Source organism: Rothia sp. HMSC072B03 (genome assembly GCF_001809565.1).
In the GTDB taxonomy this organism is placed as follows: Bacteria; Actinomycetota; Actinomycetes; order Actinomycetales; family Micrococcaceae; genus Rothia; species Rothia mucilaginosa_A.
Genome location: NZ_KV797970.1, coordinates 385570 through 406104, shown reverse-complemented (window position 1 = coordinate 406104; position 20535 = coordinate 385570). Strand labels below are relative to the sequence as shown.

The window sequence follows — 20535 nt, the reverse complement described above, 5'->3', positions numbered from 1 at the left end:
AGACGGGGGTTTGTTAGGCGTGTCGCGCTTTAGTGGTGGGTGCCTTCGGTTTAGTGGAAGGAGTCACCGCATGCGCAGGAGCCTGCTGCGTTGGGGTTGTCGATGGAGAAGCCCTGCTTTTCGATGGTGTCTTCGAAGTCGATGGTGGAGCCGTCGAGGTAGGGTGCGCTCATCTTGTCGACGATAACTTCTACGCCGTCGAAGTTGCGGACTGCGTCGCCGTCGAGGACACGCTCGTCGAAGTAGAGCTGGTAGATGAGGCCGGAGCAGCCGCCGGGCTGGACGGCGATGCGCAGGCGCAGGTCGGTGCGGCCTTCCTGTTCGAGGAGGGTGTGGACCTTGGTCTGTGCTACTTCGGTGAGGTTGACGCCGTGGGTCGGCAGTTCGATGGTGGTTTCACTCATTGGTGTTGTCCTTTTGTTTGGTTGGTTGCCCGTGTGCGCCGCGTGTGGTGCGTGCGGGTGTTTTATCCTTCACGATACGCGCCCGAGTGTTTGATGCACAACCTAGGGTGTGCATAGTTCGCCGGGGGCGTGAGTTTTGGTGTGGGGCTTAACAATTAATTCTGCTTCTAGGATACCGAAAAAGTGGGGGTTGGGGTTTGTGACCCTTCTCCCCCACTTTTTGTGGATGTTTCTCCCCCGCGCTTCTTGAAGCTTTCTAGCCGAGTGGGTGCTGGTCAGCGAGCGCGTTTAGCGAGCGCCGAGTGCGCTGAGCAGCAGTGCCTCCGCCAGGATTGCGTTCTTGAAGTCCGGGATGTACAGGGACTCGTTGGCGCTGTGGGCGCGGGTGTCGGGGTCTTCCACACCGGTGACCAGAATCTGTGCCTGCGGGAAGGTCTGCTTCAGGTCGGCGATGAACGGAATGGAGCCGCCCATGCCGGTCTGTACGGGTTCCAGGTCCCAGGCGGCGCGCATGGCGTCCAGAGCGGTCTGCGCACCGTCTGCGTCCACCTCGGTCGAGAAGGGCATGCCGGAATCCACGGCGGTGTAGCTGACCTCAGCGCCGTGGGGTGCGTGGGCCTTGATGTGCTCGGCGAGCGCGCGGTGTGCGTTTTCGGGGGTGTCGCCGGGTGCGAGACGGGTGCTGATGCGTGCTCGGGAGAGGACTGCCAGGGTGTTGGAGGAGGTCGCGATGGAGGGGATGTCCATGCCGATGACGGAGATGGCCGGCTGGGTCCACAGGCGGGAGGCGACGGTTCCGGTGCCTGCGAGGGGTACTGAGTCGAGGATGCCGGAGTCGTTGCGGAAGTCTGCTTCGGCGTATTCGAGTTCGGGTTCGGGGGCTCGGTGTAGGCCTTCGACGGCTACGGCGCCGGTGGCGTCGTGCAGGGTTGCGAGGAGCTGTGCCATGAGGGTGTGTGCGTCGAGCATGGGGCCGCCGAACATGCCGGAGTGGATGGCGTGGCTGCCGACGCGTACTTCGATGTCGCCGGATGCGACGCCGCGCAGGCTGGTGGTGAGTGCGGGTACGCCGGCGCGCCAGTTGGCGGAGTCTGCGACGATGATGTAGTCGGCGGATAGTTCGTCGCGGTAGGTGTTGAGGAAGGAGACGAAGGAGGGTGAGCCTGCTTCTTCTTCGCCTTCGATGAAGAGTTTCACGCCGAGTTTGAAGTCATCGCCGAGGGTTTCGTTGATGGCTGCGAGCGCGGCGAGGTGTACGAGGATGCCTGCTTTGTCGTCTGCTGCGCCGCGGCCGTAGAGGCGGTCGCCCTTGCGGGTGGCGACGAAGGGTTCGGTGTCCCAGAGGTCGAGGTTGCCGGCGGGCTGTACGTCGTGGTGGGCGTAGAGCAGGATGGTCGGGTAGCCTTCGGCGGCGGGGCGGGAGGCGATGACGGCGGGCATGCCCTGCTTTTCGGTGCCGTCGGCAGTGGTGTAGGTGGCGCGTTCGATGCGTGCGTTGTCGAAGCCTGCCTTGCGGGCGAGTGCGGCGACTGCTTCTGCACTGCGGTCGACCTGGGTGAGGTCGTGGGATTCCCAGGCGATGGAGGGAATGGCGACGAGGTCGGTGAGGGTTTGTAGGGTGGCTTCGAATCGTTCGTTGATTGCGTCGTTGAGGGCGCTGTGGTGGGTGAATTCAGTAGTCATGTTTCTACCTTACATCGCGGGGTGTGGGGGTGTGTTATTCGGGGTCTTGCGGTGGGGTGGGGCTGTGGTGTTTCAGGCTCTGATGTGGTTTTGTTGTGGAGGGGGTGTATCTGTGTGTGTCGGGTATGATGGGAGGGTGTTTGGTCGTAAGAATAAGAAGGCTGAGACTGAAGCTGCTCAGCCGCAGGTTGTAGAGGAGCCGCAGGCTCCGGTTGATCCGAAGTTTACCCCGAAGAAGGGCCGTCCGACTCCTTCGCGTAAGGAGCGGGAGGCGGCTCGTCATAGGCCTCTGGTGGGCGGCGGTGATCGTGCGCTTGCGAATGATCGTGAGGCGCGTGCTGAGCTTCGTCGTCGTGAGCGTGAGGATAACGCTAAGCTTCGTGCTCGTCAGAATGAGGCGTTGCATGGCGGCGATCAGCGTTTCTTGCCTCTTGTGGATCAGGGTCCGCAGCGTCGTTACATCCGTGATTATGTGGATGCGCGCCGTAACCTGGGCGATTTCATGCTGATTGTTCTGTTGGTTCTGCTGGTTGGCGGCTGGATCGGTCAGGGTGTTTCGGGTTCGTCCGAGGTTGGCGTTTCGATTTATTACGGTTCTGTGTACGCGATGTATGCCGCGATGTTGCTGTGGGTGATTGATTATTTCATTCTGTGGCGTGGCCTGAAGAAGAAGCTGATTGCTAAGTTCGGCGAGGTTCAGCGCGGTGGTGGTATGTACACCTTTAACCGTGTGATGATGGTTCGTCGTTGGCGCCGTCCGGTTCCGATGGTGAAGTACGGCGAGTACCCGCGCTAATCGTTAGTACCCTGTGGCGCGGCCCCGTGTTGGGGTTGCGTTTGTGGGGTGTGTGGAGAGGTCCTGATTGTTTGGGCCTCTCCCCTATTTTTATGCCCGCTAATCCTTACCCTCTTACGCGGCGAATGTATCGCTTAGACGTCGATTTGGGAGTAGAGGATCTGCCATCTGCCGTCGCGGTGTTCGAGGGCGAAGGTGTAGATTTCTTCTTCCTTGTCGCTGCTCCAGGTTTCTTGGCGACCATCTGGTTCCACGTCGGTTTCTTTGTCCCATTCGTGGCGGGTTTTCAGGCGGTAGGTTTGATCGTCCTCGGTCCAGGGCTCGCCTACGGGCTTGAAGTATTGGATGCCGTCGATGACCCAGCCGCCGCGCCGGTAGAGTGCTTCTATTTCCCGGTAGATTTTGAGTTCTCCGTCGTTTGTCGAGGAGAGGAATTCGCGTGCTTTGCTGTAGTCGCCGGTTTGGATGCCGTAGTTAATCCACTGGTTCCAGGCGTCCATGGTTTTGCGGATGCCGTCGGGGGTCTTGGCGCGGTATCCGTTTTCGGGGGCGTTGGGTTTGGGAACGTTCTGGGCGGGGCCTTTTGCGTCTGCTTTGCGGTATTCGCCGGCGCTGTTGCCGGTGCTTGAGCTGCTGTTGGTGGCAGGTGTGCCGGAGGCGGTGGATCCGTCTCCTGCAGTTGTGATGTCGTGCGGCACGCAGGCGGCGAGTAGGGTGCCGAGGCTGATGAGGGTGCCTCCGGTCAGCATTGAGCGGCGGTTCAGCGCGTTGGGGGTCATGGGTGGTCCTCCACATCGTTGTAGTGCATGATTTCCCGTCTATCTCCATTATGCGGGGGTGCGCGCCTAGAACCCGTTATTGGTCTATTCTCATCGTCCGGTTGTTGCCCGGTTGTTGTCCGCGGTGGTTCGTCCGATTACGCGAGCTGTTTGCCCGCGCAGAAACGCAAAAGGGGCACCGCATCCACCCCAACGGGTAGAGAACGGTGCCCCCTCAGCACGCCGGGAGCGTGAGGCTCCCTCCCCCGCCAGTCACCCGGCGGGGCGTAAACCTTTTAGCGGCGAGCGCGGCGCAGCTTCACCAGGCCACGGTTAATGTGTGCCGCCCAGAGCGGGCCCTCGTACAGGAAGGCGGTGTAGCCCTGCACCAGGTCGGCGCCAGCGTCCAGGCGTTCCTGCACGTCCTCGGCGGTGGTCACGCCGCCGACGGAGATGATGGCCAGGTCGTCGCCGATTTCGCGCTTGAGCAGGCGCAGCACCTCGAGGGAGCGGGGCTTCAGCGGCGCGCCGGAGAGGCCGCCGGCACCGATTTCCTTGACCTTGGTCATATCGCTGGTCAGGCCCAGGCCTTCGCGGGCGATGGTGGTGTTGGTGGCGATGATGCCGTCCAGCTTCAGCTCCTTGGCCAGGGCCGCCACCTCGATGATGTCCTCGTCGACCAGGTCGGGTGCGATCTTGACGGTGAGGGGTACGTGGCGGTTGGGGCTGACGCGGTTTGCCTCCTCGCGCACGGCGGTGAGCAGCGGGCGCAGCGACTCGATAGCCTGCAGGGTGCGCAGACCCGGAGTGTTCGGGGAGGAGACGTTGACGACCAGGTAGTCTGCCTGCGGTGCCAGGGTGCGGGTAGAGATCAGGTAGTCCTCGATAGCGTTCTCGAGCTCCACGACCTTGGTCTTGCCGATGTTCACGCCGATGATGGGGCGTACGACGCCGCGGTATTCGGTTTCGAGGTCTGCGCGGGCGGCGGCTACGCGCGGGCCTGCCGCTGCGGCGCCGTCATTGTTGAAGCCCATGCGGTTGATGACGGCCTTGTCTTCGACGAGGCGGAAGAGGCGCGGCTGCGGGTTGCCGGGCTGCGCCTGGCCGGTGATGGTGCCGATCTCGACGTGGCCGAAGCCGATACCAGCCAGCGCGGCGATGCCCTTGCCGCCCTTGTCGAAGCCCGCGGCCAGGCCGAAGGGCGAGGGGAAGGTGATGCCCATGACGGTGGTTGCCAGTTCGGGTGCGGGCTGGAAGTACTTGCGCAGCGCGCGGGTGATGCCGACGTTACGCAGGGTCTGCACGCCCCAGAAGCCGATGTGGTGTGCCTTCTCGGGGTCCATGCCCTTGAAGAAGATGTTGAAGAAGGTCGGGTAGATGCGCATTTGTTCTCCCTAGTGTTGGAGGTGTGGGTGGTTTGTGGGCGGCGAACCGGGTCGCCACGTTGGGGCGCTAACGCCTGGGCTTAGTGGTCGGCCTACTCGGCGGCGATGGCGTCGACTGCGCCCCCGTAGCGGCGGTCGCGGCGCGCGTACTCTTCGACGGCTTCCCAGAGGGTGCGGCGGTCGACGTCGGGCCAGAGCACGTTCATGAAGACGAACTCGGCGTAGGCGCTCTGCCACAGCAGGAAGTTTGAGATGCGCTGCTCACCGGAGGAACGCAGGAACAGGTCAACGTCGGGCAGGTCGGGTTCGTCCAGGTACTTTTGGATGGTCTTTTCGGTGATGCTGCCGGGCTTGAGCTTGCCCGCGGCAACGTCTGCCGCGATGGCTGCGGCCGCGTCGGCGATTTCTGCGCGGCCGCCGTAGTTCACGCACATGGTGAGGGTGCAGACGGTGTTGTCGATGGTTTCGCGCTCGCAGAGCTCGAGCTCTTCGATGACGCTCTTCCACAGCTTGGGTCGGCGACCGGCCCAGCGGATGCGCACGCCCCAGGTCTTGAGGGTTGCCAGCTGGCGCTGCAGCACCTCGGTGGAGAAACGCATGATGAATGCAACCTCGCTGGGCGAGCGCTTCCAGTTTTCGGTGGAGAAGGCGTAGGCGGTCACGTACGGGATGCCCATTTCGATGGCGCCCGCGACGACATCCAGCAGGGCGGCCTCGCCGGCGCGGTGGCCCTCGGTGCGGGGCAGGCCGCGTTCGTTGGCCCAGCGCCCGTTGCCGTCCATGACGACGGCGACGTGCTGGGGGATGAACTTCTTCGGGATGGGAGGCGGGGTTGCCCCGGTGGGGTGCGGGGGCGGGGGTACGGGCTGGGTGCGTGCCATGTGTGCCTTTCTTCCCTGGCGGGTTCTCCCCCGGGGTCGTTTGCCTAGATATGCGCCAGATATAAACCTGGCGTGCTGTTAGCTATTTTACCGTGGCACGGCGCGCATGGGCGGGCGCTTCGGGTGTTATTTTGCGGGGGTTTCCGCCTCGAGCGCCCCGAAGGTTTTGAGGGGGTGTTCCAGCAGATTTTGGGTGGTGGCGAGGTAGAGTTTGAGGATTTTATCGGCGGTTCCGCGGGGTGCGGCGTCGATGGTTTCCCAGGCGCTCGGGTTGGGGCTGGCGGCGGCGAGCGCGTAGGCCAGGTCTTCGGCCGTGAGAGCGGTGAGGGGCGCATCAGTGGCGGGGGCGCACTTCGGGCAGAGGACGGTGTACTGGCCGTAGGTGTGGGCAGTGTGGAAGGCAAGGTATCGGCCCGGGGCTTCCGCCGTGCCCTCCCGAGCCGTGGCTTCGGGCGTAAGTGGGGTGCCGCATCGGGTGCATCGCTCGCCGATGAGGGGCCAGCCGGAGCGGTCCATGGCGCGGGCCAGGTAGCGGGTGAGCACGCGCTGGGGGGTGTGCTGCGCGTGGGCTAGGGTTGCGAATGCCCCGTGGGTGAGCGTGTACAGTTCGGTGGTTCCGGCGTTGTTTTGGGTGAGGTCTTCGGCGAGTTCGGCGATGGTGGAGGCGCAGGTGTACGCGGCGTAGTCGGCCATGATGGGGCCGGTGTAGGCGTGCAGGGTTGCGGCCTGGGTGATGGTGTGCAGGTTGGTGCGGCCGCGGCTGAAGGAAAGGTCGGTGTGCATGAACGGTTCGAGTCGTCCGCCGAACTTGGAGGTGGGTTTGCGCACGGCCTTGGCGACGGCGTGGGTGATTCCGCCGTCGCGGGTGAGCATGATGATGATGCGGTCGGTTTCGCCGAGTTTTTGAGTGCGGAGGATGAGGGCGGCATCGCGCCAGGTGCGGGGTTCGCTCACGGGTGTCTCCGTTCTCGAGAGTTGTTCGCTGACTGTCGTTCTGCGGGTTCTGACGGATGCGCGGTGGTTCCCCCGCGGGGTGCGTGCGACATCTGCGGCTGCGGTATCTGCGGTGTTCGTCGCGCCGCATGCGGGTGCACCGGGTACGGTTCGACCCCTGCCGCATCACCCCGCGTGGGGGTGGCGATCAGGGGTCGGAACGTATGGTGAGGTGTATTAGTCCTCGTACTCGATATCGTCGTCGTCGATGTCGTCTTCGTCGTCGAGGATTTCCTCGAGATCGTCTTCCTCATCATCACCGTACACGCTCAGGGGGGTGACCTCTTCGTAGGCCTCGAAGAGGGCGTCTTCGTAAGCCTCGAAGGCGTTGGCAATTTCTACGTAGGCCTCATCGATGGCGGGGTCGTGCTCGCCGTTGCGTTCAATCACGGCGGACAGGTGGGCCTCCAGCGCGTCGAGGAGGCGGGTGAGTTCGGTGCGAGGATCAGTGCTCATGCTCTTTATTCTACTACCTACGGGAGCGTGGCGTGTTTTCGCCCGTCATACGTTACGACCCCATAGACTGAGCCCGCCGCATCCAGTCATGTACTGTGACGGATGCGGCGGGCTCTCATGGGGCGCTGGCCCCGGGTCTAGCTGTTAGAAGCCCAGCGATGCGGCCGAGGCGCGGATTGCCTCAGCGGATGCCTTCAGCTGTGCCATCTCAGCCTCGTTCATGGGAACCGGCAGAACGCGCTGGATACCCTCGCGGTTGACGATGGTGGGCAGGGACAGTGCAACGTCCTTGAAGCCGTAGAGCTCGCCTGCGATGGTGGTGGAGACGGGCAGCACTGCGTTCTGGCCGCCGAGGAATGCCTCGGCGATACGTGCACCGGAGATACCGATGGCGTAGTTGGTGGAGCCCTTACCCTCGATAACCTTGTAGGCTGCGCGCATAGCCTCGGTGGCCAGCTCGGTGCGGACCTCTTCGGTGAAGAGCTGCTTGCCGTCCTGCTCCCACTCGGTCAGGGGGACCATGCCGATGTTGGCTGCGGACCAGACGGGGAACTCGGAGTCGCCGTGCTCACCAACGACGTTCGCGTGAACGCTCTTGATGGAGACGCCGGCCTTGTTTGCGATCAGCCAGCGCAGACGGGAGGAGTCGAGCACGGTACCGGAGGAGAGCACGCGGTTGGCGGGCAGGCCGGTAATCTTCTGGGCCACGACGGTCAGCACGTCGCAGGGGTTGGTGACGAGCATGATGATGGCGTTGGGGGCCACGGAAAGCACGTTCGGCAGCAGCTTCTCGAGGATGGCAACGTTTGCGCCGGCCAGTTCGAGGCGGGGCTGGCCCGGCTTCTGACGGGCACCTGCGGTGATGATAATCATGTCGCAATCGCGCAGCAGCTCGATATCGTCGCCGCCGGTGACGGTTGCCTCGTGAGCGAACATTGCGCCGTGGGCGATGTCGAGTGCCTCTGCGTGAGCGCGCTTGCCGTCGATGTCGTACAGGACGATTTCATCGGCGGAACCGCGAACCATTGCTGCGTATGCGGTTGCGCTACCGACGCCGCCTGCACCGATGACGCCGAGCTTGGTGGGGGTGTTGACACCGTTCATTGCTGTATGCCCTCTTTCGTGAGAGTTATCTGTGCTGTGCGAGTGTTTTCTCGCGGGATGGCGAAGCGGGGTGTGTGCCTCGGGTTTCTGTTGCACCGCGCACAGTGCGGGGTGCACGTGTGGCCGAGGTGAGGTGTTTCCCGGTGCCTCGCTTCGTTATGTTCTATTATGCCGAAGAATTTGCGTTTTGTGTGGGGTTAATTTGTCTTTTCTGATGGGTCATGGTGACTTTATGAGCGTGCAGGGATGTTTTTCGCTCATAAAACCAAATAATGCGGTTCTGACCTTTTGAGCAATCTCACATCTGCCGGTTGGGGCACTTGGGTATCTTGCCCCCGAGCGGTGCGAGCGCGAACCCCGACAAACCCGCGGGGGCCGGAAACCCCAATACGGCCCCGAAGACCACGGCACGCGACTACTACCCGGCGAAGTAGCCCTCCACATCCACGGCGCCGCCGGCCTCCTCAAAATGGGTGCGCACCGCGCGGGCCAGCTCGTCGTCCACCAGGTAATCCACCACCACAAACGCCAGGCCGAAGGCGGCATCCAGTGCGCCGGCCACAGCCTCCGGGGTGTTGGCCGCGACCGCGAACTGCTCGGTGTGCATGCCGGTGCCTTCCGGCGCGATGCCGATGAGCGGGTGAATACCGGGCACGCGCAGGCTCACGTTACCGAAATCCGTAGAGGCCGCCAGGGTATCGCTCACGGTCCCGGGCGGATACGGGTGCCGACCCACGGCACGTTGGGAGGCCACCCACCGCTTCAGTAGCGGCCCGTTGGTACGCACGGGCATGGTCATGGGCGAGCCATCCCAGGTCACCTCAGCGGAAACCCCGGCCATGAGGGCGGCACCGCGCAGTACCTCCTCCACGCGGCGCGAGAGCGCTCGCAGGGTGGGGGCGTGCTTGGAGCGGATATTAATGTGTAGGCTCGCGGTGGCGGGAATCAGGTTCGGTGCTTCTCCCCCGCGGTCAATAATCGCGTGGATGCGGTCGGACCCGGGAATCTGCTGGCGCAGCAGGCCGAGCCCCTGGTAGGCGAGGCTGGCCGCATCCAGCGCGTTGCGTCCCATGAAGGGATGCGAGGAGGCGTGCGCGCTCACGCCGGTGTAGGTGACGCGACATTCGCGGCGGCCCAGCCACGCCTGGTCCGCCACGTCCATGAAGTAGGGGTGCACCATGATTGCGGCATCCACAGAGTCGAAGGCACCGGCGCGGGCCATGAGCTCCTTGCCGGCTTCGGACTCCTCGGCGGGAGTGCCGTAGTAGAGTACCCGCCCGCTGAAGGCATCCGGGGTAGCCGCGAGCGTATCCGCCAGGGCGAGGAACGCTCCGAGGCCGGCGGTGGCGATAACATTGTGGCCACAGCCGTGCCCGATGCCCGGTAGCGCGTCGTACTCGGAGAGAATCGCAATGGTGCGGTGCTTTTCGGGGTCGTAGTCGGCGCTGGTCAGCTCGACCGCGAAGGCGGTGTCGATTCCGAAGGCGGGGTGGGTGACGGTGAGGTCCGGGTGTGCGGTGCGCACTGCCTCGACGAGCGTGGATGAGGCGAAGCGCTCGCGGTAGGCGGTTTCGGGATGCGCGTGGATCGCCCGAAGAATTTCGGTGAGATCGCTGGCGCGGTTGGCGATGGAGTCCGCGAGGGCACGGCGGGTATCGTCCAGGCCGCAGTCGTGGTCGAGGCGATGACCGAAAGGTTTGCCGTGGCGATTGCTCGGGCGTTTCTTGGGGTGCGGGCCGGGCAGAGAGCCTCCGCCGTCGGGTTCTCCGTGGTGACCGGCGTGGTGTTTGCCTCTGCCGATGCGGCGGTCGGCGGCGTTCTTGCGCTGTTGCGTCTCGTAGGCGAGCACCTCGGCGTACTCGCTGCCGCGCTGACGGTCGGCGTCCGGTGCGGCGTAGCGGTGCACGGTGGGGGCTGGCTGTTCGGGGCGAGAGGGTTCCGCTCCAAGCGTAGTTTTTGCCTCGGGTGCGACAGGATTTTCGGGAGTGCTTGCGGGGTTCGTGCTCATGGACTCTACGCTACCGTGCGCGCATCACCTACGCTAGCCAACCCGCACATGAAGGGTCGAAGTAACCCTATTTGGTAGGTCAAGATAACTTTATGAAGAAATGTGCGTCACATAAAAGATTTTTTGTATGTCGCCTAGTTTTCTGCGCTTCACAGGAGTAGCGTTAAGCAGTGAGAGCGGTAATCCTACCGTCCTCCTACAACCGGCGTCGCGATGAGCATGTCGGCAGGAAAGTTCACTATCTCGGTGAACGCATCCGCAAGGTTGCTTCCCTTTTCAACCTCGCGAGCGCGCACCGTCATTCTACCGCTCACCACGGCAGAACCCGATGGTAACTACCTGGCAGATGCACACCGCCGTGAGACGCCACAACCACGTTTTAATACGTTTAAGGAGCTCCATCCCATGAAGGCAGCACGCTTCTACGACCGTAACGACATCCGCATTGAAGACATCCCCGCACCCGAAGCCGCTGCGGGCGAGGTTCTGATTAAGGTCGCATGGTGCGGCATTTGCGGTACCGACCTGCACGAATACCTGGACGGCCCCATCTTCTGCCCCAAGCATGGCCACCCCCACCCGATTTCCGGTGAGGACTCCCCCGTGACCCTCGGCCACGAATTCTCCGGTGTCGTTGAGGCCCTGGGCGAGGGTGTTGACGACCTGAAGGTCGGCGACCACGTCGTCGTCGAGCCCTACATCATTGCTGATGACGTCTACACCGGCCCCGAGTCCAAGGACTACCACCTGTCCAAGGACATGAACTTCATCGGTCTGGCAGGTCGCGGTGGCGGCCTGTCCGAGAAGGTTGCTGTCAAGCGCCGCTGGGTTCACAAGATTCCTAACAACATTCCCCTGGACGAGGCTGCACTGATTGAGCCCCTGAGCGTTGGTTACCACGCTGTTGAGCGTGCCGGCGAGTTCAAGGAAGGCGCATACGCACTGGTCACCGGTGCCGGCCCCATCGGTCTGCTGACCTCCGCCGTGCTGAAGGCTAAGGGTGCTAAGGTCATCATCTCCGAGCTGTCCTCCCTGCGCCGCCAGAAGGCTCTGGACTCCGGCGTTGCCGACTACGCTTTCTCCCCCGCTGAGACCGACGTTCTGGCCGAGATTCACAAGCTGACCGACGGTCGTGGCGCCGACATCGCTTTCGAGTGCACCTCCGTTCAGCCCGCACTGGACCTGATTCTGGATGCCCTCAAGCCCACCGGTAAGGTCGTCATCGTCTCTATTTGGGGTAAGCCTGCTTCCCTGGATGTTCAGAAGATTGTGCTCAAGGAGATCGATATCCGCGGCACCATCGCTTACGTGAACTCCCACCCCGAGACCATCAAGCTGGTTGAGTCCGGCAAGATCGACCTCAAGCCCTTCATCACCGGCAAGATTGCTGTGGAGGACCTGATTGACAAGGGCTTCGACACCCTGATTCACCACAACGAGACCGCTGTGAAGATTCTGGTCACCACCGACCCGGAGCGCCTGGCCGAGTAATACGGTTCGCTCAGCGAGTTTCTAGCCCTGCACTAGCGGGGTGAACTAGATAGCGGGGCGGGGTTCCTCATGGAGCCTCGCCCCGCTACTTTTTTGTGTACTTTTTACCGGGCATACAAAAATCCCCGGTTCCGAAGAACCGGGGATTATCTGTGCGCGAGGGGGGACTTGAACCCCCACCCTCTAAATGCGAGGACTAGCACCTCAAGCTAGCGCGTCTGCCTATTCCGCCACCCGCGCAGGTGACTCTCGAACGTTTTCCTTGCGGTGCCGTTCGAAGCAACACGTAATACTATACGGACTTTCGGGGATCTCCGCAAATCAGGAAAGCATGTTATGCATCACACTATTGTGCGGAAGGTTCGCGAGTGATTAGGAGCCGTGCGCATCCGCCAGAATACCCTCACGTCCCCTACTCCGCGGAGGTTATATGACGGGAACGGCCCGCAAACTCCCAGATTTCTTTCAGGAACGATTAGAATAAGGAACTATGAACAACGAGAACCTCTCCCGCGAAGAAGCCGCAGAACGTTCGGCTCTTATCAGCGTTGATAGCTACGACGTACACGTCGACCTGACGAACGCCAAGGACCCCGAATTCGAGTCCTACCCCACCGCAGCCACCGTCCGTTTCTCCTGCAACACCCCCGGCGCAGAAACCTTCATCGACTACATTCACCACAGCATTGACTCCGTCAAGCTCAACGGTGTCGAGCTGAAGCTGGACGAAGTCGTTGACGGCGCACGCATCCGTCTGGCCAACCTGAAGGCCGAGAACGTGCTGACCATCCACGGCCGCTCCTACTACTCCCGCTCCGGCGAGGGCCTGCACCGCTACTTCGACCCCTCCGACGGTCGCGTGTACCTGTACACCCAGTACGAGCCCTCCGACTGCCGCCGCGTCTTCCCCAACTTCGAGCAGCCCGACCTGAAGGCCGTCTTCAACTTCCGCATTACCGCACCCAAGGACTGGGTCGTTAGCTCCAACGCCGTGCTCGAGTCGCAGGTGACCGACCCCTCCGACGACTCCATCTCCAAGCGCGTCTTCGCCCCCACCGCCAAGATTTCCACCTACATCACCGCAATCCTGGCCGGCGAGTACTTCACCGCAACCACCACCTACAAGCCCAAGAGCAAGGTCAACAGCGGTGACATTCCCCTGGTCGCCTACTGCCGCCAGTCCCTGAAGCCGCACTTCGACTACGACCACATCTTCAAGGTCACCGAGAACGGCCTGGACTTCTTCCAGGACCTCTTCGACTACCCCTACCCGTACCCCAAGTACGAGCAGGCCTTCGTGCCCGAATACAATATCGGCGCCATGGAGAACCCCGGTCTGGTCACCTTCACCGAGGACTACATCTTCGTTTCCGGCGCGACCGAGGACGACCTGGAGGGTCGCACCAACACCATCTGCCACGAGATGGCGCACATGTGGTTCGGCGACCTGGTCACCATGAAGTGGTGGGACGACCTGTGGCTCAAGGAGTCCTTCGCAGACTTCATGGGTACCCTGGGTGCCAAGGAAGCTAACCACTTCGAGGATGCGTGGGTCACCTTCGCTAACAACCGCAAGGCCTGGGCCTACATGCAGGACCAGCTGCCCACCACCCACCCCATCGTGGCTGACATCCCCCATCTGGAGGCCGCAGCACAGAACTTCGACGGCATCACCTACGCCAAGGGCGCCTCGGTCCTCAAGCAGCTGGTCGCCTACGTCGGCTTCGACACCTTCATTGAAGCAGCACGCGTGTACTTCAAGCGCTTCGAATGGGGCAACACCTCCCTGAACGACTTCCTGCAGGTACTCAACGAAGTCTCCGGCCGCGACATGCAGGCCTGGGCCGATGCCTGGCTGCAGACCTCCGGCGTGTCCGCACTGGGCACCAAGCGCGTCTACGGCGAAGACGGTCAGCTCACCGACCTGATCCTCACCCAGGAACTGCCCGCACAGCAGCCCGCAGGTCTGGGCCGCCCCCACGTGGCAAAGCTGGAAACCTTCGCGCTGACCGACGGCAAGCTCATCTCCACCGGTGTGCTCTCCCTCGAGTACCCGGCAGAGCCCATCTCCGAGTACCGTGTGGAGCTGACCGATGAGCAGAAGAAGCTCGTGGGCGAGGCCGACCTGCTCATGCTCAACGCCGAGGACCACACCTACGCCAAGGTCGCCCTGACCGACGAAGACGGCCTGCAGGCCGCCATCGAGGGCGTCTCCACCCTCGAATCCGCGCTCTCCCGCGGCCTCATCTGGGGATCCCTCTGGGAGAACGTCCGCGACGCCCGCCTGCCCGTCACCACCTACGTGGATGCGGTTGTCCGCAATGTCTCCAAGGAACCCAGCGCATCCCTGCTGGGCACCATGGTCAACAACTCGCAGGTCGCCATCGCCACCTTCTCGGCACCCACCGGCCGCGAACGCCTCTACGACGCCCTCTACGACGCCTTCTCCGCCGCCCTGGCTCAGGCTAAGCCCGGTTCGGACGAGCAGCTGATCCTGCTGCGCGGCCTGATCTCGGTCTCGACCAACGCTACCAAGGGCGAGGAGCTCTGCCGCGACATTGCCCGCGGTGCGTTCGAGGACACCACCGGCGATATCGCAGATGCGACCGGCATCCCCTACGACCAGAACCTGGGTTGGAGCGCCCTGGGTGCGCTCGCAAGCCGCAACCTGGTCACCGTGGAGGAGCTGGAGCGTGCCTCCAAGTACAGCCCCTCCTCGATTTCCTCGAACGGTTACGCGTACGCAATGGCCGCTCTGCCGAACGCCGAGCGCAAGGCTGCCGCGTACAAGACCATCATGGACGACGAGTCGCTGTCGAACGATGCTCTGGCCTCGACCATTAATGGTTACGTGCGCGGCCCGGTGGAGTTGCGCGAGCAGTACTACGGCCCCTACTTTGAGGCCCTGCTGGGCGTGTGGGAGTCCCGATCGATTGGTATGGCTTCGCGTATTGTGCGCGGCCTGTACCCGAAGGCTCCGTACAACACCGGTTCGACCGAGGGCCTCGGCGTGGACGACAACCCGTCGGTCAAGCTGGCTCAGCAGTGGCTGGAGGCAAACCCCGAGGCTCCCTCGGCTCTGCGCCGCCTGGTTCTGGAGGCTCAGGATCACGGCCACCGTTCGATTGTGGCTCAGAAGTTCAACGCCTCCCTGCAGGCTAAGTAGTAGCCAAGCTAAGCGCTTACGCTTAGGATGCGGGTCATAGCGTCCCGCAATGATGAACCGCCGCTCGGCACGCTCCCGGTAGATTTCCGGGAACGTGCCGAGCGGCGTCTTGCGCGTCCCGGTGCAGAGCGTGCGCAGAGAAGGTTACCCGGCAGGGATGCCGCACCGCGCCGACCGGATGAGTGCCGGAAGAAAAGACAGATAAACGTCACCCGCATATGTGAGCTGTGCGCCCGTAAACCATGAGAGAATGGACTAGGTATCAGCTCATTTAGACACGGATCAGAAGGAGTTTTCAGTGGTCGACTACGCACTCGGTGATCGCGGTAGCGTCGAAATTGTCACCGACGATTACTATGAAGCGGAAACCCTCCAAGTTTTTGAGGAACTGCACATCGACCGTGAACGCATCTGGTACGGTGAGGCGCGACTCGTCCCCGAGCCTGATAACCCCTACGAGCCGAATAGCATTGCCGTCTATATTGACGAGTTCAAGGTCGGTCGCATGAGCGCTGCCGATTCGGCGGCCTATTGGGAGCCCATCACCCGCGTGGTTGCCTCCGGGTACGAGCCGATTGCGCATCTGCAGCTTTCCGCCGTGGCCGTTCGCACCGAGAACGGTGACATGCGCGTGAAGAGCTCCGGTGTACTCTCCCTGTCCGCACCCGGTTCACTGTTCCCCCTCAACGATGCGCCCACCCGTGCCACCCTGCTCCCCCAGGGACCGTCCATGAAGGTTCTGGACGAGAAGGAGCACTCCGAATACCTGCACAGCATTTTGCCGCCCAGCGGTGAGGGTCGCGTGATTCTGACCCTGGAGGCTAACCAGCTGAAGACCTCCGACGGTCGTGTGGTCGATAGCGTGGAGGTGCGTCACGATCGCAAGCTGGTGGGTCGCCTGAGCACCCAGATGTCTGAACAGCTGGCCCCCGTGATTCGCTATGCCTTTGAGCACGATCGCCTCACAAGCGCCTGGGGTACGATTCGTGGTAACACTCTGGAGCTGTCGCTGACCGTTCAGGCTGCACGCCCGGTCGACATTCCGCAGGAATGGTACGAGACTCTGCCCAATAATGTTCCGGCTCTGCTGCCGGCCGGTGAAGAGTACGAGGTGCCCGCAGCCTACGTGCCGAGCGAGGGTGAGCGACACCGCGCCGAGACTGCGGCTCAGGCGCCGAAGAAGCGCCGTGGGTTTATCAGCTCCCTGACCGGTGGTTCCTCAGCATCCGAGCCGTCTGCTGATGAGCCGGTCGCCGAGAAGCCGGTGATTGAGTACACTCTGGAGGAAGAGGAGTACTACGAGCCCTCGGAACGTGAGCGACTGCTGAACCTGGTCAAGGGTGCTGGCCTGGCGGTTCTGCTGGCCGGCCTAATTTCGATGCTCTGGACCCCGATTCTCGGTATCCTGATTGCAATCATGGGTGGTGCCGTGGCTGCGGTGGCCTTCTACTTCGGTCGCCGGGCCGACGAGTACGACATTTACGAGGACGAAGAGTACATCGAAGAGGAGGCGGACGAGGAGGAGTACGAATCCGCGCAGGACTCCTCCACCACCTCGGTGTAGTCCTCCCCCCGTTTAAGAGAGCGTCAGAGAACGGCACGCCGCCGGGCTCTGACGCTCTCTTTGTGTGTTCAACTTTCCAGAAGAATCTTCCACTCCATCCGCGGTGGGTGCACTATCGGGAAACCCACGAAACGGTTCAGCTCGGGTATAGCAGAGGGCGGCCCCCTCACCCCTTTCGGTGAGGGGGCCGCCCTCGTTCCTACACCCGCACCGGGTGAGGAGGGATACTAGTCCTGGCCGTAGGTAGCCATGAACTGATCCATCGTATCGTGCTGCAGCGCGTTTGCCAGCTGAGCATTTGCCGCCTGGTTAACCAGAACGATGGACTGGCCATCGTACGACCAACCCGGACCGGCGTTCGGCAGGGTCGTCATGTGCATCGAGGTGTCACCGCTGGTCAGCACCGGAGCCGCAAGCTGAGCAATCTGCATTGCGTTCAGTCCCTGGTCCACGCGTACGTATCCCGCGACGGACTCCACGGCGGACTGGAAGGAAGCCACGTTGTTCAACGCGCCCTTGGCCTTCATCGTGCTGTACAGTCCGCGCAGGAATGCGCGCTGGTTACGCACACGCTGGTAGTCACCGTCAGCGAACTGGTAGCGGGCACGCACGAAGGCCAGCGCAGCGCCACCATCCATGTGCTGCGTACCCTGGCGGAACGACCAGGCGTTAATGTCGAAGTCGAAGGGGACCTGCACATCCACGCCACCCACGGAGTTCACGAGTGACTTGAATCCCTCGAACTCCATCTCGGCCACGTGATCGATCTTCACACCCACAAGGTTCTCAATCGTGGCCACCTGCAGAGAGATACCACCGTAGTTCAGCGCGGCGTTAATCTTTGCGGGACCGTAGCCGGGGATGTTCACCCAGGTATCACGCATAATCGAGACCAGATACACGCCCTTGCCGTCGGCGGGAATGTGCATCAGCATGATGGTGTCGGCACGGGAGCCGCTCACCATAGCCGCCTCGGAACCGGAGCGGGTGTCGCTACCCAGCAGCAGAATATTCTGGCCCGGTCCCTTGACGGTGTCGTAGCTGTAGCCGTCATCGAGAATACCGTCGCCGTTCTTATCATGCTCGCTCGCGTTAGCGGCCAGCGCGGCCTCGGCACCCTCTCCAGAGGAAGAGCCATTCTGGTTGGTGACCTTCGGTGCCTGCAGCTCGGAAATGTTCAGTGGCTTTGCCTCGCCAAGCTTCTCTTTAATCTTGGCTTGGTCTTCATCCACCTTGGTGATGGAATCAAATTTCTCGGTCTGGCTATCCCAGGTATGGCCGGCACGCCATAGGAAGAAGCCAACGCCAAGGGCGATAACCAGCAGAAGAATCAGCAGAATCAGCAGGGTACGCTTAATCCATTTCTTCTTCTGCGACGGTTCAGAGTGTTCGTCGCTCATTATTATCCTTTGTTTGAAGTGGTGATAGGCGAGAAGGCAACGCCCATTTCGCCGTAATTCCCCGGTGATGTGGTAGCCGGAGCATCATCGGTGCTAGTGAAGGGCGGTGTGTGCACACCTCGCAAAATACTTTCCCATTGTAGCGCTGTCAGCTGTGTAGCGGGCACCCTATCCCGCCCGTGGCAGTACAGCGTTCCTCACGTTCTAGCGAAAAACCCCGCCCCCCTTGAAAGCCAAGGGAAGCGGGGCCTTTAAAACGCTATACGGCGCAATCTTTCGGGAAGAATTAAGCCTTCTTGCCGAAGTTTGCAAAGCGTGCGTTGAAGCGCTCGACGCGACCTGCGGAGTCCATGATGCGCTGCTTACCGGTGTAGAACGGGTGCGACTCAGACGAGATTTCAACCTCGATGATCGGGTACTCGTTGCCGTCTTCCCACTTCTCAACCTTGTCAGAGGTGCGGGTGGAACGGGTCAGGAAGACCTTGCCGGATGCGAGGTCGCGGAACAGAACCGGCTTGTATTCCGGGTGGATATCTGCCTTCATTGATTTACCTTCTTCTGCTACTGGATTTTGCCAGTAGCCCTTATATAGATGGAGTAGGTTTTTCGATGTGCGGCTGTCGAGAAAACTTGAGAGCGCATCACCATTGCGCCCGCATGGGCGAGCACAACCCGTTAAGGGTACCACCTTTACGGTTTAAATCCCAGCGCCGCGGCCAATCACATAGCGATTCCCCGGCGCGCTCGGCCGGTCCCTAGCGCGGGCGCGTCTCCCAGAAGGCGACGGCGCTCGCCGCGGCCACATTCAGCGAATCCACGCCGTGGGACATGGGAATCATCACGGTATCGTTGCAGGCCGCCAGGGTGCGCGGCGAAAGACCGTGACCCTCGGTGCCCAGGATGAGCGCAAGCTTTTCATCGCCGCGGGCGGCCAGCTCATCCAGGCTCAGGGAGTCCTCCTCCAGGGCCATGGCGGCGCTTCTGAAACCCAGCTCGTGCAGGGTCTGCAGGTCGGTCGGCCAGGACTGCAGCCGGGCCCACGGAACCTGGAATACGGTACCCATCGACACGCGAATCGACCTGCGGTACAGCGGGTCGGCGCATCGAGGGGTAACCAGCACGGCATCCACATCCAGGGCCGCCGCCGAACGGAAAATCGCGCCCACGTTCGTATGGTCCACGATGTCTTCCAGAATGGCCACGCGACGCGCCCCGTTCAGTAGCTCCTGCAGGGGCTGAGGCGCCGGGCGGGCCATTGCCGCCAGGGCGCCGCGGTGCAGGTGAAAGCCGGTCACCTGCTCCAGCTGCTCCTCACTACCCACGTAGGCGGGGGTGCCCGGGTGTTCCCGCAGGACGTCCGCCAGGTCATCAGCCCATTTCTCACTCATGAGGAAGGAGACAGGCTGATGACCGGCCGCGAGCGCCCGACGAATCACCTTGGAGGATTCGGCAATGTAAATCCCCCACTGCGGTTCCAGGGCGCTACGCAGCTTCACATCGGTCAGCTGCGTGTAGTACCGCAGCTGCTGCTCGGGGGCCTGATCCAGGGGCGTGACCGACTCGATTGCGTAGACGCGTTCGGCGCGCTCGGCAATCTGCTCGGCGGTCAGCTGCTTGGGGCCTCGACTCATGCGCGCTTGAAGGCCGAGAAGCGACCCGACGAGGTCACGGTCAGGGCCAGGTCCATGTCGTAGGTTGCGGCGAGGTTGGCCTCGGTGATGGTGGAGAGAATCGGGCCGGCCGCAACCACGCCGCCGTCGCGGATCATCAGGGCGTGGGTGAAGCCGGAGGGAATCTCCTCGAGGTGGTGGGTAATGAGCACGGTGGCCGGTGCGTAGGGGTCAGCGGCCAGGGCGGTCAGTCGCTCCACGAGGTCCTCGCGGCCGGAGATGTCCATGCCCGAGCCGGGCTCGTCCAGCAGCAGCAGTTCGGGGTCGGTCATGAGGGCGCGGGCGATGAGGGCGCGCTTGCGCTCGCCGTCGGAGAGGGAGCCGAAGGTGCGGTCGGCAAGGGTGTCGACGCCCCACTCGGCCAGCAGCTCGGTGGCGCGCTCGTCGTCCATGACGTCGTATTCTTCGTTCCAGCGGCCGGAAACGGCGTATGCGGCGGTGACGACTACGTCGGAGACCTTCTCGGTGGCGGGAATCTGGGTTGCGGAGGCGCCGGAGGACAGGCCGATGCGCGGACGCAGTTCGAAAACGTCGACCGCTCCGAGGGTCTCGTCAAGAATCTCAACCTCGCCGCTGGTGGGGTGCAGGCGGGCCGCCGCGACGGAGAGCAGGGTGGACTTACCGGCGCCGTTGGGGCCCAGCACGACCCAGCGTTCACCTTCGTTCACGGTCCAGGAAACGTCGTTGAGGATCTTGCGGCCGCCGCGGACGACGGAAACGTTCTGCAGGTTGAGTACGGTGCTCATGGTTCTTCTTCCAGTGAATTGGCGGGTGGG

Annotated in this window: 17 protein-coding genes and 1 tRNA gene; 4 read left to right on the top strand and 14 right to left on the bottom strand. The window is 62.5% G+C overall.

Annotated features, from left to right (window positions below):
- Positions 1 to 50: 50 nt before the first annotated feature.
- Entirely contained in the window at positions 51 to 404 is a 354-nt protein-coding gene (locus HMPREF2630_RS08265) for a HesB/IscA family protein (protein ID WP_070484390.1), read from the bottom strand.
- 288 nt (positions 405 to 692) lie between these two features.
- Positions 693 to 2087, bottom strand: a complete 1395-nt coding sequence (locus HMPREF2630_RS08260) for a M20/M25/M40 family metallo-hydrolase (protein WP_070484388.1) — start codon at positions 2085 to 2087, stop codon at positions 693 to 695.
- 136 nt (positions 2088 to 2223) lie between these two features.
- On the opposite strand from HMPREF2630_RS08260, the gene HMPREF2630_RS08255 reads away from it, so the two are divergent.
- Positions 2224 to 2883, top strand: a complete 660-nt coding sequence (locus HMPREF2630_RS08255) for a DUF3043 domain-containing protein (RefSeq protein WP_070484386.1) — start codon at positions 2224 to 2226, stop codon at positions 2881 to 2883.
- Positions 2884 to 3017: 134 nt separating this feature from the next.
- Here the strand turns inward: HMPREF2630_RS08255 and HMPREF2630_RS08250 are convergent, their stop codons facing one another.
- The 7 genes from HMPREF2630_RS08250 to HMPREF2630_RS08220 all read right to left on the bottom strand — a co-directional run bounded on the left by HMPREF2630_RS08250 (position 3018) and on the right by HMPREF2630_RS08220 (position 10468).
- Positions 3018 to 3662, bottom strand: coding sequence for a DUF6318 family protein (locus HMPREF2630_RS08250; protein WP_070484383.1), 645 nt, complete (start codon positions 3660 to 3662; stop codon positions 3018 to 3020).
- Positions 3663 to 3937: 275 nt separating this feature from the next.
- Positions 3938 to 5026 (bottom strand): quinone-dependent dihydroorotate dehydrogenase, encoded by a 1089-nt coding sequence (locus HMPREF2630_RS08245; protein ID WP_070484381.1) that lies wholly within the window; start codon positions 5024 to 5026, stop codon positions 3938 to 3940.
- Positions 5027 to 5118: 92 nt separating this feature from the next.
- Positions 5119 to 5907 carry an isoprenyl transferase gene (locus HMPREF2630_RS08240; RefSeq protein WP_049345287.1) on the bottom strand — a complete coding sequence of 263 codons (789 nt, stop codon included), beginning with the start codon at positions 5905 to 5907 and terminating at the stop codon, positions 5119 to 5121.
- A gap of 126 nt (positions 5908 to 6033) precedes the next feature.
- Positions 6034 to 6861: a DNA repair protein RecO gene (gene recO / locus HMPREF2630_RS08235; RefSeq protein WP_070484378.1), complete on the bottom strand. Its 828-nt coding sequence runs from the start codon at positions 6859 to 6861 to the stop codon at positions 6034 to 6036.
- 216 nt (positions 6862 to 7077) lie between these two features.
- The gene (locus tag HMPREF2630_RS08230) at positions 7078 to 7356 is read right to left on the bottom strand and encodes a hypothetical protein (RefSeq protein ID WP_049334173.1); all 279 of its coding nucleotides are present in this window, start codon (positions 7354 to 7356) and stop codon (positions 7078 to 7080) included.
- 144 nt (positions 7357 to 7500) lie between these two features.
- The gene (locus HMPREF2630_RS08225) at positions 7501 to 8460 is read right to left on the bottom strand and encodes an L-lactate dehydrogenase (protein ID WP_049343314.1); all 960 of its coding nucleotides are present in this window, start codon (positions 8458 to 8460) and stop codon (positions 7501 to 7503) included.
- A gap of 418 nt (positions 8461 to 8878) precedes the next feature.
- Positions 8879 to 10468 carry an amidohydrolase gene (locus tag HMPREF2630_RS08220; RefSeq protein ID WP_083298917.1) on the bottom strand — a complete coding sequence of 530 codons (1590 nt, stop codon included), beginning with the start codon at positions 10466 to 10468 and terminating at the stop codon, positions 8879 to 8881.
- A gap of 405 nt (positions 10469 to 10873) precedes the next feature.
- On the opposite strand from HMPREF2630_RS08220, the gene HMPREF2630_RS08215 reads away from it, so the two are divergent.
- On the top strand, positions 10874 to 11959 hold the full coding sequence (locus tag HMPREF2630_RS08215; protein ID WP_049343316.1) for a 2,3-butanediol dehydrogenase: 1086 nt from the start codon (positions 10874 to 10876) through the stop codon (positions 11957 to 11959).
- 153 nt (positions 11960 to 12112) lie between these two features.
- Here the strand turns inward: HMPREF2630_RS08215 and HMPREF2630_RS08210 are convergent.
- A tRNA-Leu gene (locus HMPREF2630_RS08210) sits at positions 12113 to 12199 on the bottom strand.
- A 250-nt stretch (positions 12200 to 12449) separates the two neighbouring features.
- On the opposite strand from HMPREF2630_RS08210, the gene pepN reads away from it, so the two are divergent.
- Both pepN and HMPREF2630_RS08200 read left to right on the top strand, forming a co-directional pair.
- Complete coding sequence (pepN, locus tag HMPREF2630_RS08205; protein ID WP_070484375.1) at positions 12450 to 15125, top strand: aminopeptidase N; 2676 nt, start codon at positions 12450 to 12452, stop codon at positions 15123 to 15125.
- 298 nt (positions 15126 to 15423) lie between these two features.
- Positions 15424 to 16689, top strand: coding sequence for an HIRAN domain-containing protein (locus HMPREF2630_RS08200; protein ID WP_049334168.1), 1266 nt, complete (start codon positions 15424 to 15426; stop codon positions 16687 to 16689).
- A gap of 227 nt (positions 16690 to 16916) precedes the next feature.
- On the opposite strand, the gene HMPREF2630_RS08195 is transcribed toward HMPREF2630_RS08200, so the two are convergent.
- The 4 genes from HMPREF2630_RS08195 to HMPREF2630_RS08180 all read right to left on the bottom strand — a co-directional run bounded on the left by HMPREF2630_RS08195 (position 16917) and on the right by HMPREF2630_RS08180 (position 20505).
- The gene (locus HMPREF2630_RS08195) at positions 16917 to 18089 is read right to left on the bottom strand and encodes an LCP family protein (RefSeq protein ID WP_070484372.1); all 1173 of its coding nucleotides are present in this window, start codon (positions 18087 to 18089) and stop codon (positions 16917 to 16919) included.
- A gap of 286 nt (positions 18090 to 18375) precedes the next feature.
- Positions 18376 to 18633 carry a type B 50S ribosomal protein L31 gene (locus tag HMPREF2630_RS08190; protein WP_049334166.1) on the bottom strand — a complete coding sequence of 86 codons (258 nt, stop codon included), beginning with the start codon at positions 18631 to 18633 and terminating at the stop codon, positions 18376 to 18378.
- Positions 18634 to 18844: 211 nt separating this feature from the next.
- Positions 18845 to 19720: a TrmH family RNA methyltransferase gene (locus HMPREF2630_RS08185; protein WP_070484370.1), complete on the bottom strand. Its 876-nt coding sequence runs from the start codon at positions 19718 to 19720 to the stop codon at positions 18845 to 18847.
- Positions 19717 to 20505, bottom strand: coding sequence for an ABC transporter ATP-binding protein (locus tag HMPREF2630_RS08180; RefSeq protein ID WP_049334164.1), 789 nt, complete (start codon positions 20503 to 20505; stop codon positions 19717 to 19719). The genes HMPREF2630_RS08185 and HMPREF2630_RS08180 overlap by 4 nt, the downstream gene beginning before the upstream one ends.
- Positions 20506 to 20535: the final 30 nt, after the last annotated feature.